Genomic DNA, 14,631 nt, shown 5'->3' with positions numbered 1-14,631 from the left:
GTGGTGCAAGGACCGCCTACCCAGGTCCTCACACGGCAAGCACACCGTTTCGCCAGACCGCTGAGACGAGCGGCACACCGGGCCGGTAGGCGAGATGTACGTGGCTGGGCGCGTCCAGCAGCGCGAGGTCGGCCCGCGCCCCGACCACGATCCGCCCGACGTCGTCCCTCCGCAGCGCCCTGGCCCCGCCCGCCGTCGCGGCCCACATCGCCTCGTCCGGCGTCATGCCCATGTCGCGCACGGCGAGCGCGATGCAGAACGGCATCGACGAGGTGAACGAGGACCCCGGGTTGCAGTCCGTCGACAGCGCGACGGTCGCCCCCGCGTCGAGCAGCCGACGCGCGTCGGGCCACTCGGCGCGGGTGGAGAACTCGGCCCCCGGGAGGAGGGTGGCGACGGTGTTCCCGTTCGCGAGGGCGTCCACGTCCGCATCCGTCAGATGCGTGCAGTGATCGGCGCTGGCGGCGTCCAGCTCCACACCGAGCTGGACCCCCGGCCCGTACGACAGCTGGTTGGCGTGGATCCGGGGCAGCAGCCCCTTCGCCCTGCCCGCCGTGAGAATCGCCCGTGCCTGGTCCCCGTCGAAGGCGCCCTTCTCGCAGAAGACGTCGATCCAGCGGGCGTACGGAGCACACGCCTCAAGCATCTCGCCCGTCACGAGGTCGACGTAGCCGGCCGGATCCTCCGCATAGTCCGGGGACACGATGTGCGCTCCGAGGTACGTAACCTCCGACGTCTGCGCGCTCGCGATGCGCAGCGCGCGCGCTTCGTCCTCGACGGTCAGCCCGTACCCGGACTTGGTCTCGAAGGTCGTCGTCCCCTGCCGCAGGGCCTCGCTCAGGTACTTCGCGAGGTTCGCCGTCAGCTCCTCGTCGCTCGCGGCGCGCGTCGCGGCGACCGTGGTCCTGATCCCGCCCGCCTTGTACGGCTGGCCCGACATGCGGGCGTTGAACTCCTTGGTCCGGTCGCCGCCGAAGACGAGGTGCGAGTGCGAGTCGACGAACCCGGGGATCGCGGCCCGCCCTCCGGCGTCGTGCACGGCGTCGGCGGCCGGAGCCTTCGCCGCGGCCCCGACCCAGGCGACGCGGTCGCCCTCGACGACGACGGCGGCGTTCTCGATCAGTCCGAGGGGGCCGTCGCCGAGGGCCGGGTCGTTGGTGACGAGGCTGCCGATGTTGCTGATGAGGGTGGTGGTGGAGGCGCTCATGTCTGCATCCTTACAACAGGGGTTCAGAACCGGGAGACGGGCCCCACGGCTTGCGGATCTCGTCCCGGGCACGGTCGGCCGGGCCCTCACAACGCCGTCGCCCTCCCCCGCACCAGCAGGTTCTGTACGCCCAAGCCGATCGCCAGGTACGCGTACAGCGACACCGGTCCCAGCACCCCGGCCCCCGCCGCGTGGTCGATCCACAGGGACAGGAGGAGGTGGGTGACGACCGAGGCCGCCCACAGGCCGGTGGTGGAGGCCGTTCCCTTGCGGAGGACCGTCCGGGACCGCGGGTCGCGCCAGACCCGTACCGTACGGGCGCGGGCCGTGCCGAAGGCCGCCGCGACCGCCAGGCTTGCCACCAGGAGGGCGAGGGGCAGTGCGGTCAGGGGGTGGTGGTCCTCGACCACCGTGGCGATGCCGAGGGCGAGGCCCGCGAGGCCCAGGGCGCCGAGGACCGCCGGGGTGACGAGCGAGGCGGTGCGGCGCACCGGGCGGGCGGTCAGCTGGCGGCGGACCACCAGGCCGACGGCCAGGACGGGGAGCGCCAGGGCCGCCCCGTCGTTCGGACCGGACATCACCTGAACTCCCTTCCGCGGTACGGCACTTGATCTTCAGCACCGTACCGCCGCGTCGTCCTCGTCAGCCGTGCAGGGCCCCGATGGAGGCCGCCAGCGCGCCCGCCGTGTCGGGGACGGCGGTGTGGACGCCGTCGCGGACCACCTGGCGGCCGCCGACGATCGTGTGGCGGACGTCCGCGCCCGACGCGGCGAAGACCGCCGTCTCGGCGCCCAGTATCGGGACGGGGCCCGCCGTGCGGACCGTGTCCAGGGCGATGGTGGTGAGGTCGGCGAGCGCACCCGGCTCGATCACTCCCGCGTCCGCCCAGCCCAGCGCCGCGTGGCCGGTCGCCGACGCGGCGCGGAGGAGGGCCGCTGCCGTCCAGTGGCCCCGGGTGCGGGAGCGCAGGCGTTCGTTGAGCTCCATGGCCCGGGCCTCTTCGAAGAGGTCGATGACCGCGTGGCTGTCGCTGCCCAGGGAGAGCGGGGAGCCGGCCCGCTGGAGCTGGACCGCGGGGCCGATGCCGTCCGCCAGGTCGCGTTCGGTGGTGGGGCACATGCAGGTGCCGGTGGACGAGGAGCCGAGGAGGGCGATGTCCGACTCGGTGAGGTGGGTGTTGTGGACGCCGGTGGTGCGCGGTCCCAACACGCCGTGGTCGGCGAGGAGTTGGGTGGGGGTGCAGCCGTGGGCCGCCTGGCAGGCGTCGTTCTCCGCGGTCTGTTCGGAGAGGTGGACGTGGAGGGGGGCCTCGCGGTCCTGGGCCCATTTGGCGACCGTGGCGAGTTCCGTGGCGGGGACCGCCCGCACCGAGTGGATCGCCGCTCCGTGGCGTACGAAGGCGGAGTCCGTGAGGGAGGACACCCGCTGGGCCCAGGCCTCCGCCGTGCCGTCCGAGAAGCGGAGCTGGTGGGAGTTGGGGGCCGCGCCGAAGCCGGAGGAGAGATAGGCCGTGTCGAGCAGGGTGATCCGGATGCCCGCGTCGGACGCCGCCGCGATCAGGGCTTCGCCCATCGCGTTGGGGTGGGCGTACGGGGTGCCGCCGGGGGCGTGGTGGACGTAGTGGAACTCGCCGACCGACGTGATTCCGGCGAGGGCCATTTCCGCGTACACCGCGCGGGCCAGGTCGTAGTACGAGTCCGGGGTGAGACGGGAGGCCACGCCGTACATGACCTCGCGCCAGGTCCAGAAGGTGCCCGAGCCCACCTGGACCGTCGAGCGCAGCGCCCGGTGGAAGGCGTGCGAGTGGGCGTTGGAGAGGCCCGGGAGGGTGAGGCCGCGGAGGGCCGTCGCACCCGGCGGGCACATCTCGACCCCCGTACTCACCGCGGTGATCCGGCCGTCGGTCTCGGACACTTCCACCGTCACGCCCGGCTCGACGTGCGTGTCGAGCCAGGCGTGTTCCAGCCAGTAGGTCGTCATGCGCAGGCGAGACCTTCCGTTACGTCGGCGAGCGCGCGCACCCCGGCGACGCAGTCGTCCTCGGCTGCGTACTCCGCCGGGGAGTGCGAGACACCGGTGGGGTTGCGTACGAACAGCATGGCGGTCGGGACGGAGGCGGAGAGGATTCCCGCGTCGTGTCCGGCGCCCGTTCCCAGGACGGGGATCCGTGGGGTGCCTTCGTGACCGCTGCCCAGCAGGCGGGCGAGTTCGTCGCGCAGGGCGTGCTCGAACTCCACGACCGGGGTGAAGGACTCCCGGACGACCTTGAGGTCGATGCCGGAGCGGGCCGCCGCCTCGTGGGCCGCGGACTCGATGCCCGCGATCACCTGGTCCAGGGTGTCCTGGTCCGCCGCGCGCGAGTCGAGCCAGCCCCGGACGAGGGACGGGATCGCGTTGACGCCGTTCGGCTCGACGGAGATCTTCCCGAAGGTCGCGAGGGCGCCGGCGAGTTGGGCCTGGGTGCGGGCGGCGATGACCGTTTCCGCGTACGTGAGCATGGGGTCGCGGCGGTCGGCCAGGCGGGTGGTGCCCGCGTGGTTGGCCTCGCCGTGGAAGTCGTACCGCCAGCGGCCGTGCGGCCAGATCGCGGAGGCGATGCCGACCGGGTCGCCCGAGAGGTCCAGGGCGCGGCCCTGCTCGACGTGCAGTTCGACGAAGGCGCCGATGCGGGCGAGGCGCTCCGGGTCGGGGCCGATGGTGGAGGGGTCGTAGCCCGCCGCCTCCATCGCCTGCGGGAGGGACACCCCGTCCCCGTCGCGGAGTTCGTACGCCTTCTCGGGGGCGAGCTGTCCGGCGGCCAGGCGGGAGCCCACGCAGGCCAGGCCGAAGCGGGCACCCTCCTCGTCGCCGAAGTTGGTGATGGCCAACGGCCTCGTGAACTGAGCCCCCCTGTCGCGGAGTTCGTCGAGCGCGGCGAAGGACGAGACCACGCCGAGCGGGCCGTCGAAGGCGCCGCCGTCGGGCACGGAGTCCAGGTGGGAGCCGATGACGACCGCGTCGCCCGCGGTGGCGTCGCCCTGCCAGGCCCACTGGTTGCCGTTGCGGTCCAGCTCGTAGCCGAGGCCGCGGGCCTCCGCCTGGGTACGGAACCAGGCCCGGCAGTCGGCGTCGGCCGCGGTCCAGGCGTGCCGGCGGTAGCCCCCGGACTCGGAGCTGCGGCCGATCGGCAGCAGCTCCGCCCACATCTGGTGGAAGGAGGAGGTCACGCGTCCCCGCCCTTGCCCGCGTCGCCCGCGCCGTCGGCACTGCCCGCGTCGCCCTCGCGCATCGGGACGCGTACGCCCTGCTCGTCGGCGGTGCGCTCGGCAATGTCGTAGCCCGCGTCGACGTGCCGGATGACGCCCATGCCGGGGTCGTTCGTCAGCACGCGGCGGATCTTCTCGCCCGCGAGCTTCGTACCGTCTGCGACGGAGACCTGGCCCGCGTGGATCGAGCGGCCCATGCCGACGCCGCCGCCGTGGTGGATGGAGACCCAGGAGGCGCCGGAGGCGACGTTGACCATGGCGTTGAGCAGCGGCCAGTCGGCGATCGCGTCGGAGCCGTCGAGCATCGCCTCGGTCTCGCGGTACGGGGAGGCCACCGAGCCGCAGTCGAGGTGGTCGCGGCCGATGGCGAGCGGGGCGGCGAGGGTGCCGTCCGCCACCATGTTGTTGAAGAGCTCGCCCGCCTTGTCGCGCTCGCCCTGACCGAGCCAGCAGATGCGCGCCGGGAGGCCCTGGAAGTGGACGCGCTCGCCGGCCATCTTGATCCAGCGGTGCAGCGATTCGTTCTCCGGGAAGAGCTTGAGCAGCTCGCGGTCCGTCTTGTGGATGTCGGACGCCTCGCCGGAGAGGGCGGCCCAGCGGAACGGGCCCCTGCCCTCGCAGAAGAGCGGGCGGATGTACGCGGGCACGAAGCCGGGGAAGTCGAACGCCCGGGAGTATCCGGCCAGTTGGGCCTCGCCGCGGATCGAGTTGCCGTAGTCGAAGACCTCGGCGCCCGCGTCCATGAAGCCGACCATGGCCTCGACGTGCTTGGCCATCGACTCGCGGGCCCGCTGGGTGAAGTCGGCGGGCTTCTCGGCCGCGTACGACGCCATCTCGTCGAACTCGACGCCGAGGGGGAGGTAGGCGAGCGGGTCGTGGGCGGAGGTCTGGTCCGTCACGATGTCGATGGGCGCGCCCTCGGCGAGCATGCGGGGGAGCAGCTCGGCGGCGTTGCCGAGGAGGCCGATGGAGAGGGGGCGGCGGGCGTCCCGCGCCTCCACCGCCAACTGCAGTGCGTGTTCGAGGGAGTTGGCGCGGACGTCCAGGTACTTGTGCTCAATGCGGCGCTCGATGGCGCGCGGGTCGACGTCGATACAGATCGCGACGCCGTCGTTCATCGTCACGGCGAGCGGCTGGGCGCCCCCCATGCCGCCGAGTCCCGCGGTGAGGGTGATGGTCCCGGCGAGCGTGCCGTTGAAGCGCTTGGCGGCGACGGCCGCGAAGGTCTCGTACGTGCCCTGGAGGATGCCCTGGGTACCGATGTAGATCCACGAACCGGCGGTCATCTGGCCGTACATGGTGAGGCCGAGGGCCTCCAGACGGCGGAACTCCTCCCAGTTCGCCCAGTCCCCCACGAGGTTGGAGTTGGCGATGAGGACGCGCGGGGCCCACTCGTGGGTCTGCATGACGCCGACCGGGCGGCCGGACTGGACGAGCATCGTCTCGTCCTGCTTGAGGGTCTTCAGCGTGCGCACCATGGCATCGAAGGAGCGCCAGTCACGGGCGGCCTTGCCGGTGCCGCCGTAGACGACGAGCTTGTCGGGGTGCTCGGCGACCTCGGGGTCGAGGTTGTTCTGCAGCATGCGCAGGGCTGCTTCCTGCTGCCATCCCAGGGCGCTGAGCTCCGTACCGCGCGGGGCTCGTACGGGTCGGGGTCCTGACATGGGTGCCTCCTGATCGCGGCCATGATGTTGTTATTCACATCCTGGTGGCCTGAATAGAACTAGTCAATACCCCGAGCGGTGACGGGGTGGCCGTAACAGGTGTACATCAGTTACATTCAGTGCATGGGTGAACCAGTGATTGAGTCGATGGCCGAAGTCCGCAGCCACCTCGCAGATGCCATAGACCGCGCTCGCCGCGACGACACTCCCACCGTTATTACGCGGCGCGGCAAAGAGGAGGCCGTACTGGTCGACATTGACGAGTACCGGCGACTGCGACGCATTGCCGAACAGAGCGAAGACGCCTGGCTCAACCAATTGGCAGACGCAGCCGAGGCCGAGGGGACGACAGGATCCGTCTCCCTTGAGGAGATGGCCTCACAGCTCCGGTCCCACCACGGCTGAGCCGATGGGGTACGTCACGCGGTTCACCCCGCACGCTCAGCGCGACATGCTCAAGATCCCCCCACTCGACGCCTTGCGCGTCCTGCGCCGAATCGCCGAGCTCCAGAAGGCCATGGACCAGGGCGACACCTCGGCATTCGACACCAAGGCCCTCCAGGGCCACTCCGCGCGCCGGCGCCTTCGCGTCGGCCAGTATTGCGCTGTCTGCACCGTCGAGAACGGCGAGCTCGTTCTCTGGATACTGACCGTCGCCGACCGCCGCGACGTCTACCGTGGAATGTGAGTCCCGGGGGCGCGCGCCGACAGGCTAGTCCCGAGTGGACCGTTCCGCTGGAATATGCCATAACTCCCCTCCGTAACACCTCGGTTGCGTAGTGTCGGCCCCGTCGCGCAAGCCCGGCGGGGACCCGGGGGAGGGGAGTTCTGCGTGTCCGGTATCGACGCGTGCCTGGTCGAAGCGATGGAGTTGCCCGGTGCTCGCGGGGCCGCCGTCGTCGACTGGACCAGCGGACTCTCCCTCGGTACGGCCGGCCGTTCGCCCGGCGGTGACCCCGAGACCGCCGCCGCGGAGTCCGCCGAGCTGGCCCGGATGGCCGCCGAGCACGGCACCTTCGCCCCCGAGCACGGCGGGAGCGGCGAGGACGGCGGGGACGGCAAGGGCCTCTTCGTCGAGGACGTCATCATCACCACCCGCACCGACTACCACCTGCTGCGGTACGTGGAGACCTCCTTCGACAGCAGCGTCTTCCTCCACCTGTGGCTCGACCGCGACCAGGGAAACCTCGCCCTCGCCCGGCTGCGGCTCGCCGACCTCGCCGCACGGCTGGTGCTGGGATGACCGCACCGGCGCTCGCCCCGGCCTCCCCCTCCCCCCTCTCCCCCATGCTCGTCCGGCTCGCCGACGAGCGGGCGACCGGTGCGCTGCTGCGCGACCACGGCACCCTCTACCTCGCCGAGGGCAGGGTCGTGCACGCGGAGAGTCCGGCCGCGCCCGGCCTCGACGTACTGCTGCACCGGCGGCTGCCGCGCGAGGGCTGGCAGGAGGCGTTCGACCGGGCGGGGCCCGCCGGGCGGGTCGGACGGTTCCTGGTGGACAGCGGGCGGCTCGCGGACGGCGAGCTCGAACTCGCCCATCTGGGCGCCCTGTTCGACGCCGCGTACTTCGCACTGGCCCCCGGCAGCGGGCCGACCCGGTTCCGGCACGGGGTCGCGCACTGGATGGGCCCGGTACGGCCCGTCTCCGCGCGGATCGTGGCCCGCGAGTGCCTGCGCCGCAGGGAGCTGCTCGACGCCCTGTGGCCCTACCCGGCGATCGACAACTCCCCCGTGGTCAGGGACCAGTTGGACGTGCCCGTCACGCGCCGCCAGCAGGACGTGCTCAACCTGGCCGACGGGGCGCGGACGCCCGCCGACATCGCGCGGGCGCTCGGGCGGCCCGCGTTCCACACCCTGATCGACGTACGGCGGCTGGCGGCGGCCGGCGCGGTGACGACGCCCCGCGACACGCCCCGGCCGGCGCTCACGTCCGTACCCCGGTGGGTGGCCGACATGAAGGAGGACCCGGACGTCGCCCTGCTGCGCCGGCTCCGCGACGCCCTGGAGGCACTGTGAGGCACACACCGTGATACGAGCCCTGCGCACCCGGACCGTACGGACGGACAAGCACGCGGAGGGGAGCGGCCCGAGACCGCAGCCGAGGCCACCGGACCCCGAGGTCCTGTCCGGGGTCACGGAGGAGCTGGGCCGGCTGCGGGCCAGGCTCCCCCAGCTGACCGGCGCCGTCGCCGCCAGCGTGGACGGCCTGGTGATCGCCGAGGACTCCTCGTCCGCCATCGAGGCCGAGGGCGTCGCCGCACTCACCGCCGCCGCACTCGGTGTCTCGCTGCGGCTGGCGGACGCCACCGGCCGGGGCGACTTCCGGGAGCTGCTCGTACGGGGCGAGGAGGGGTACGTCGCGACGTACGCCGCCGGAGCCTCCGCCGTCCTCACCCTCCTCGCCGGGCCCCGGATCAACGTGGGGCGGCTGCACCTCGAAGCCCGCCGGGCCGGAGCCCGCATCGGCGACCTCGTCGACGTGCCGAACACCGTCGGCACGCACCTGAGCACCTGACACCTGACACCTGACGACTGACACCCGACACCCGACACCCGAAGAACACCCGGCACAGAAGCCCGACACAGAAGGAAGTGCGACCGCTCATGGCCAACACCGAAGGCGCCCTCAAAGAAGCAATGACCACCGTCGAGGGCGCCATCGGCGTCGCCCTCGTCGACTACACCAGCGGCATGGCGCTGGGCACCGCGGGCGGCAGCAAGGAGCTGGACCTCGCGGTCGCCGCCGCCGGGAACACCGACGTGGTGCGCGCCAAGGTCCGTACCATGGAGCACCTCGGGCTCAACGACGAGATCGAGGACATCCTCATCACCCTCGGCACCCAGTACCACCTGATCCGCCTCCTCAAGGGCCGCGGCACCAACGGGCTCTTCCTCTACCTGGCGCTCGACAAGGGCCGCGCGAATCTTGCGATGGCCCGTCACCAACTCAAGAAGATCGAGAACGAGTTGGAGGTCTGAGCCGCCACCCGGCGGGGGTACGGGAAACCCGGCCCCCGTACCCCCGCCACCCTTCCGCGAGCCGCGGACGCCGAGCCGCGGAAACCGAGCCGCACTACTCCACGAACAGCCCGCGCGCCGCGGCCCGTACGTCGAACTCCTCCAGCCGCGCCTGCGCCTCCGGCAGCCCGTCGCACATCGCCTCCAGGAGCACCCGCCCCAGCAGCATCGGCGCGCACGCCGTGTCGAAGGCGAGCCCCGTGCCCACCGCCGCCGGAATCAGCAGGTCGCTGTGGCGGGCGACCGGCGCGAAGGCCGAGTCCGCCACGGTCACCACGGTCAGCCCCTGCTCGCGCGCGTAGGCGAGCGCCTCCACCACCTCGCGCGGGTGGCGCGGCAGCGCGAAGCACAGCAGTACGTCCGCGCCCGCCCGCCGGGCCGCGTCGATCCGGTCGGCGAGCATCGACCCGCCCTCGTCGAGCAGCCGCACGTCCGGGTGCACCTTCGCCGCGAAGTACGCGAAGCCGCGCGCCTGCGAGGACGCGGCACGCAGCCCGAGGACCGGCAACACCCTTGAGGCGGCGAGCAGTTGGCCCGCCCGCTCGACCGGCGCCGGGTCGGCGAGCAGCGCCGCGAGATGCCGCAGGTTCTCGATCTCGGCCTGCACCGCCTGCTGGTACTCGTTGTACGAGACCTCCGCGTCCGGCCCCGGGTCCGCACCCGGCGCGACCTCCCTCAGGTGCTTGCGCAGCGCCGGATACCCGTCGAAGCCGAGCGCGACCGCGAACCGGGTCACCGACGGCTGGCTGACCCCGGCCAGGTCCGCCAGCTCCACGCTCGACAGGAACGGCACCTCGGCCGCCCGCCGCACCATGCTGTGCGCGATCCGCCGCTGGGTCGGGGTGAGCCGCCGCCCCTCGAAAAGCTGCTGAAGCCGCGCCGCAGGGCCACCGCTGTCGCTCATCCCGTCGCCTCCTGTCTCTCTCTCCGTACATCCACGCTCTGCGCATCCACGCTGCGTACATCCACGCTGCGTACATCCGTGCTCTGCACATCCACGATGCGGGAATCCAAGCCGAACCATTGACATCTATTCAGCCACGAAGAACCCTGCATGACCATATACAGACCGCGCGGGAGGGACACACACATGCCGGAGTCCGCCAAGGCCCCCCTGACCAAGGATTCCCTGGTCGAGCGGCGCTCGATCGATGTCGTCCCCGACTCCGAACGCCACGGCAGGGCCTTCTCCCAGTTCACGCTGTGGCTCGGCGCGAACCTCCAGATCACCGCCGTCGTCACCGGCGCCCTCGCCGTCGTCTTCGGTGGCGGCCCGCTCTGGTCGATCATCGGCCTCCTCCTCGGCAACCTGCTCGGCGGCGCCGTCATGGCGCTGCACTCGGCGCAGGGCCCGAAGCTCGGGCTGCCTCAAATGATCCAGTCCCGGGCGCAGTTCGGCGTCAAGGGGGCGGTCGTTCCGCTCGCCCTGGTCATCCTGATGTACGTCGGTTTCTTCGCGAGCGGCAGCGTCCTGGCGGGCCAGGCGGTCGGCGAGCTCACCCACCTCGGCGACACCACCGGCATCATCGTCTTCGCCGCGGTCACCGCCGTCATGGCGGCCGTCGGCTACAAGGTCATCCACGCGCTGGGCCGGGTCGCCAGCGTCGTCTGCGCCGTGGCCTTCGTCTACCTGGGCGTCCGCCTGCTGGACAGCATCGACCTGGGCGCGGTCCTGCGCACGGACTCGGGCTTCGACCTGCCGATGTTCCTGCTGGCCGTCTCCCTCTCCGCCTCCTGGCAGCTCGCCTTCGGCCCGTACGTCGCGGACTACTCGCGCTATCTGCCGCGCACGACGTCGGGAAAGGCCACCTTCTGGTGGACCCTGGCCGGGTCCGGCATCGGCTCGGAGGGGGTCCCCCCGCGCCCTTAAGGCGTGGGGGAGGTCGATGACCTTCGGCGTGCTGGTGGCGGCGACGTCCGGCGGGGCCTTCATGAAGAGCCAGGTGTCGTACGTCGTCGGGCTCGGCGGCGCCGGTCTGGTCGCCTCGTTCCTGTACTTCGTGATCGCGCTGGGCAAGCTGACCATCAACGTGCTCAACACGTACGGCGGCTTCATGTCGATGGTGACGAGCATCAGCGGTTTCCGGGGGCAGCGGGAGCTCTCGCCGCGCGCCAGGTCCGTTTACATCGCGGGCATCATGGTCGCCGGGACGGCGGTCGCCCTCCTCGGCAAGGACAGCTTCCTGACCTCGTTCAAGGACTTCCTGCTGTTCCTGCTGACCTTCTTCACCCCGTGGTCGGCGATCAACCTGGTCGACTACTACCTGATCTCGCGCGAGCGGTACGACCTGCCGGCCCTCTCCGACCCGCACGGCCGGTACGGCGCCTGGCGCTGGGACGCGATCACCGTCTACGGGGTGGGCATCGTCGCCCAGCTGCCCTTCCTGGTGACGCACTTCTACACGGGCCCGCTGGTCGCTCCGCTGGGCGGCGCGGACATCTCGTGGATCATCGGCCTCGTCGTCCCCGCGGTGCTGTACTTCTTCCTGGCCCGGCGGAACACCGCACACATCCCCGGGGGTGAACCGCAGGAGAAATCGGGGGATAGCCCCACTGCCGTCGCCACCCCGAATCCGTAACGTCGAATGTATGGACGCAACAGGCCGCGCTCGCGACGCCGAGCTGAAGAAGGACCTGGACGCCACGGTGAACGCCCGCAGGGAACTCGGGGCGGACTACGAGGCGGCCCTGGTCGAATCGTTCCTGGAGAAGGTCGAGCAGCGCCTCGACACCACGGTCGACCGGCGGGTGCGCCGGCAGCTGGCCGAGCAGCAGATGGTCGTCGCGCGGGACCAGTCCCGGCCCGCACGCCCATCGCCGGGGGACGGCGGCTTCGGCGAGCGCTTCGGGCTGGCGATCATCTCGCTCATCCTGGCGATCCCGCTGTCCGCGATCGCGGTGGTGAACGCGGGACTGCTCGGTCTTGTGATCTGCTGGCTGGGCGTCTTCGGCGTCAACGCCGTTCATTCGAACCGGGGTTGGCCGTTCGCCGGATCGTCGGGGCACGAACGGCGGGAGAAGTCCTCCGACTGGGATGACTGACGCACCGACCGGAATCGCCCCGGGAAGTCTGACGCGGGGACCGCCGCACCCCCGGCTGCCCGGGGGGCGGGACGACGACGGTCCCCACGCGCGGACACGGTCCGGGTCAGGGCCGGTGACCCGTGTCCTGACGTCCGCGGAGGCCCGGGAGCCGCTCCGGTTGTCCGTGACGCCGACAACCACCACTGTGCCCGCGCCGTGTTAAGCGGGTGCTGCGACCGCATGTCGCGCTCGTACCGTTTGCACGAAGTCCAGTGCGCCGCCGACTGCCACTGCCGCCCCTTCAGCCACTCCTCTTGTACGTGCGCGGGGTGGAGCCGTCGGTGTAGGTCCTGGTCAGCGTGGTTCCCGAGGCGCGCAGGGTGGACGAGGAGCCCATCTCGCAGCCCGCGCCGGACGCGCCCTCGTCGACCACGGCGGGACCGATGCGCACCGAACCGCCGGACGCGGTGAACAGGTTCGCCGCGGACACGCACCGCTTGCCGCCGGAGTCGGCGACGAGCGTCACCGCACGGGCACCGGGCGCCGCCTGCCGGATCGTCACCTTCTGACTGCCGCCGGATTCCAGCCTCCGCTCCCACTGCCCCAGCAGATTCGCCGGAACCTGCTCGCTGCCGTCCGCGACCCTGCGCAGCGTGGCGGTCCGGTCCAGGCCCTTCCAGAGCAGGGTGGAGCCGGGGCCAGCCGTCAGGCTCTGCCCCTTGATGATCGAGCAGCGGGACCGCGGCGCACCGGAGACGAAGCTGCCGGTCAGGTTCACGGTGCCGCCCCGCACCGAGGTGAGCGTGCCGCTGCTGGTGCACTCGTACCCGGAGTCCAGGCTCGTACTGCGCATGACGGCCTCGCCGACGGCGCCCGCCGTGACGGTGAACCGGCGTTCCTGCCCGAGGGGTTGCCCCTTGCGCATGGTGCTGCCGATCCAGGTGCCGACGAAGGCCTGCGGGACCCGGGCGGCCGCGTCGTCCCCCTCGCCCGTACCGCTTCCTCCGCTTCCGTTTCCGGCTCCGCTTCCCGTGTCCGCGCTCCGGCCGCCGCCGGGCGTGGCATCGGACGGCTTCCCGCCGGGGGTGGCGGGAGCGGGGCTCCGCGCCCCCTGGGACCCGTCGGGCAACGGCACCGCGCCACCACCGGGCACGGAGGCCCCGGGCGTCTCGCCCGGCCCCTGCGCCCCCGGTGCACCGCTGCTGCCGCCGTTCCCCTTCAGCATCGGCACGGCCACGGCCACACCGACGGCCAGCACTCCGGCCACCGCGGCCGCCACTACGAGAACCCGGCGCCGGGTGCGCGCGGGGGCACGGCCGGCGGAGGTGGGGACACCGGCCGGGGGCGCGCCCACCGGGCCCTGCCCGTAGGGCAGTTGAGGGGGCATGCCGTACTGGCCGACCTGCTGCGACTGCTGCGCCTGCCCCTGCCCCTGCCCGGCACCGTGCGCTCCGAGGCGCATGGTCCCTGGAACCGGTGCTTCCGGGACCGGGGCCCCCGGGGCTGGCACCGGGACCGGAGGCGCGGTCGGGGTCGGGGTCGGGGTCGGTTCACGCTCGACCTCCGGCTCCGGCTCCACGTCCAGCAGTCGTACCGCCCGCTGCCCCAGCTCCGCGATCAGGCCCGGTGGCAGCCACGGCGAGACGGCGGCGCCCGCGGCCCCGGCCGCCAGTTCCGCCGGCCGGGGCCGCTCCCCCGGCTCCTTCGCACAGCACGCCGCGATCAGCGGGCGCAGTGCCTCGGGGACGTCGTCGAGGTTCGGCTGCTGCGCCGCGATGCGGAAGAGGACGGCGTGGATGCCGCCCGAGCCCCCGCCGTCACCGAACGGAAGGCGGCCCGTCGCCGCGTACGCCAGGACCGCGCCCAGGGCGAACACGTCGCTCGCCGGGGTCAGTTCCTCGTCGCGGATCTGCTCGGGCGACATGCAGCCGGGCGAGCCGACCACGACTCCCGTACTGGTGAGGCCCGTTGTGGCCGCCGTCGCGCCCGCGAGCCCCTTCGCGATGCCGAAGTCGACGACCTTCGGGCCCTCGATGGTGACCAGGACGTTCGCGGGCTTGAGGTCGCGGTGGATCAGCCCGGCCCCGTGGATCGCCTCCAGCGCGTGCCCGAGGCCGCGGGCGAGAGCGCGTACGGAATGCTCGGGCAGCGGGCCGTGCGCGGCGACGGCCTCGGCGAGGGAGGGCCCCGCGATGTACCCGGTGGCCACCCACGGCACGTCCGCGTCGCAGTCCGCGTCCAGCACGGGCGCCGTCCACGTGCCGCCCACCCTCCGCGCCGACTCGACCTCCTGCCGGAACCGGCTGCGGAAGGCGGGCTGCGCGGCGAGCTCCGCGCGGATCAGCTTGACGGCGACGGTGCGTCCGGTGCCGGAGCGGGCCAGGTACACGCGGCCCATGCCGCCCTCGCCCAGCCTGCCCAGCAGCCGATAGCCGCCGATCGTGCGCGGATCCCCCGCCCCCAGGCTGTCCAC

General features: G+C 72.3%; 14 protein-coding genes and 1 pseudogene. 8 read left to right on the top strand and 7 right to left on the bottom strand.

Translation table 11 applies throughout. The annotated features are described in order from the left end of the window. Positions 1-28: 28 nt before the first annotated feature. The 5 genes from hutI to hutU form a co-directional block, all read right to left on the bottom strand. Positions 29-1,207: an imidazolonepropionase gene (gene hutI / locus ACH4SP_RS31030; protein ID WP_398419669.1), complete on the bottom strand. Its 1,179-nt coding sequence runs from the start codon at positions 1,205-1,207 to the stop codon at positions 29-31. A gap of 86 nt (positions 1,208-1,293) precedes the next feature. Further along, complete coding sequence (locus ACH4SP_RS31025) at positions 1,294-1,785, bottom strand: hypothetical protein (RefSeq protein ID WP_398419667.1); 492 nt, start codon at positions 1,783-1,785, stop codon at positions 1,294-1,296. 64 nt (positions 1,786-1,849) lie between these two features. Further along, positions 1,850-3,193, bottom strand: a complete 1,344-nt coding sequence (locus tag ACH4SP_RS31020; protein WP_398419789.1) for a formimidoylglutamate deiminase — start codon at positions 3,191-3,193, stop codon at positions 1,850-1,852. After that, positions 3,184-4,392 carry an allantoate amidohydrolase gene (locus ACH4SP_RS31015; RefSeq protein ID WP_398419787.1) on the bottom strand — a complete coding sequence of 403 codons (1,209 nt, stop codon included), beginning with the start codon at positions 4,390-4,392 and terminating at the stop codon, positions 3,184-3,186. Before ACH4SP_RS31015 ends, ACH4SP_RS31020 begins: the two co-directional genes overlap by 10 nt. A 17-nt stretch (positions 4,393-4,409) precedes the next feature. Beyond that, the gene (hutU, locus tag ACH4SP_RS31010) at positions 4,410-6,116 is read right to left on the bottom strand and encodes a urocanate hydratase (RefSeq protein WP_398419666.1); all 1,707 of its coding nucleotides are present in this window, start codon (positions 6,114-6,116) and stop codon (positions 4,410-4,412) included. Between the two features lie 123 nt (positions 6,117-6,239). Here hutU and ACH4SP_RS31005 point away from each other — a divergent pair, with 123 nt between their 5' ends. The 6 genes from ACH4SP_RS31005 to ACH4SP_RS30980 all read left to right on the top strand — a co-directional run bounded on the left by ACH4SP_RS31005 (position 6,240) and on the right by ACH4SP_RS30980 (position 9,095). Continuing rightward, positions 6,240-6,521: a type II toxin-antitoxin system Phd/YefM family antitoxin gene (locus tag ACH4SP_RS31005; RefSeq protein WP_398419664.1), complete on the top strand. Its 282-nt coding sequence runs from the start codon at positions 6,240-6,242 to the stop codon at positions 6,519-6,521. A 4-nt stretch (positions 6,522-6,525) separates the two neighbouring features. Further along, a complete protein-coding gene (locus tag ACH4SP_RS31000; protein ID WP_398419662.1) occupies positions 6,526-6,804 on the top strand; it encodes a type II toxin-antitoxin system RelE/ParE family toxin in 279 nt (92 codons plus the stop codon). Positions 6,805-6,948: 144 nt separating this feature from the next. Continuing rightward, positions 6,949-7,359 carry a hypothetical protein gene (locus tag ACH4SP_RS30995; RefSeq protein WP_398419661.1) on the top strand — a complete coding sequence of 137 codons (411 nt, stop codon included), beginning with the start codon at positions 6,949-6,951 and terminating at the stop codon, positions 7,357-7,359. After that, the gene (locus ACH4SP_RS30990; RefSeq protein ID WP_398419660.1) at positions 7,356-8,132 is read left to right on the top strand and encodes a transcriptional regulator; all 777 of its coding nucleotides are present in this window, start codon (positions 7,356-7,358) and stop codon (positions 8,130-8,132) included. The genes ACH4SP_RS30995 and ACH4SP_RS30990 overlap by 4 nt, the downstream gene beginning before the upstream one ends. Positions 8,133-8,238: 106 nt before the next feature. After that, a complete protein-coding gene (locus ACH4SP_RS30985) occupies positions 8,239-8,631 on the top strand; it encodes a roadblock/LC7 domain-containing protein (protein WP_398419786.1) in 393 nt (130 codons plus the stop codon). A gap of 89 nt (positions 8,632-8,720) precedes the next feature. Next, a complete protein-coding gene (locus ACH4SP_RS30980; RefSeq protein WP_398419658.1) occupies positions 8,721-9,095 on the top strand; it encodes a hypothetical protein in 375 nt (124 codons plus the stop codon). Positions 9,096-9,189: 94 nt separating this feature from the next. Here the strand turns inward: ACH4SP_RS30980 and ACH4SP_RS30975 are convergent, their stop codons facing one another. Continuing rightward, entirely contained in the window at positions 9,190-10,038 is an 849-nt protein-coding gene (locus ACH4SP_RS30975; protein ID WP_398419657.1) for a MurR/RpiR family transcriptional regulator, read from the bottom strand. A 186-nt stretch (positions 10,039-10,224) separates the two neighbouring features. Here ACH4SP_RS30975 and ACH4SP_RS30970 point away from each other — a divergent pair. After that, a pseudogene (locus ACH4SP_RS30970) lies at positions 10,225-11,713 on the top strand (purine-cytosine permease family protein). A gap of 10 nt (positions 11,714-11,723) precedes the next feature. Continuing rightward, the gene (locus ACH4SP_RS30965) at positions 11,724-12,176 is read left to right on the top strand and encodes a hypothetical protein (protein WP_398419655.1); all 453 of its coding nucleotides are present in this window, start codon (positions 11,724-11,726) and stop codon (positions 12,174-12,176) included. 283 nt (positions 12,177-12,459) lie between these two features. Here the strand turns inward: ACH4SP_RS30965 and ACH4SP_RS30960 are convergent, their stop codons facing one another. Continuing rightward, positions 12,460-14,631 (bottom strand): protein kinase, encoded by a 2,172-nt coding sequence (locus ACH4SP_RS30960; RefSeq protein WP_398419653.1) that lies wholly within the window; start codon positions 14,629-14,631, stop codon positions 12,460-12,462.

Source organism: Streptomyces sp. NPDC021093 (genome assembly GCF_044333135.1).
GTDB lineage: Bacteria > Actinomycetota > Actinomycetes > Streptomycetales > Streptomycetaceae > Streptomyces.
This window is presented reverse-complemented; position numbering and strand designations above follow the sequence as displayed.

Excerpts from the sequence above, each read along its gene's own strand:
- ACH4SP_RS30965 (WP_398419655.1), top strand. The coding sequence starts at position 11,724 with ATGGACGCAACAGGCCGCGCTCGCGACGCCGAGCTGAAGAAGGACCTG.
- ACH4SP_RS31015 (WP_398419787.1), bottom strand. The coding sequence starts at position 4,392 with ATGTGGGCGGAGCTGCTGCCGATCGGCCGCAGCTCCGAGTCCGGGGGC.
- ACH4SP_RS31025 (WP_398419667.1), bottom strand. The coding sequence starts at position 1,785 with ATGTCCGGTCCGAACGACGGGGCGGCCCTGGCGCTCCCCGTCCTGGCC.
- ACH4SP_RS30975 (WP_398419657.1), bottom strand. The coding sequence starts at position 10,038 with ATGAGCGACAGCGGTGGCCCTGCGGCGCGGCTTCAGCAGCTTTTCGAG.
- ACH4SP_RS31005 (WP_398419664.1), top strand. The coding sequence starts at position 6,240 with ATGGGTGAACCAGTGATTGAGTCGATGGCCGAAGTCCGCAGCCACCTC.
- hutU (WP_398419666.1), bottom strand. The coding sequence starts at position 6,116 with ATGTCAGGACCCCGACCCGTACGAGCCCCGCGCGGTACGGAGCTCAGC.
- hutI (WP_398419669.1), bottom strand. The coding sequence starts at position 1,207 with ATGAGCGCCTCCACCACCACCCTCATCAGCAACATCGGCAGCCTCGTC.
- ACH4SP_RS30980 (WP_398419658.1), top strand. The coding sequence starts at position 8,721 with ATGGCCAACACCGAAGGCGCCCTCAAAGAAGCAATGACCACCGTCGAG.
- ACH4SP_RS30990 (WP_398419660.1), top strand. The coding sequence starts at position 7,356 with ATGACCGCACCGGCGCTCGCCCCGGCCTCCCCCTCCCCCCTCTCCCCC.
- ACH4SP_RS31000 (WP_398419662.1), top strand. The coding sequence starts at position 6,526 with ATGGGGTACGTCACGCGGTTCACCCCGCACGCTCAGCGCGACATGCTC.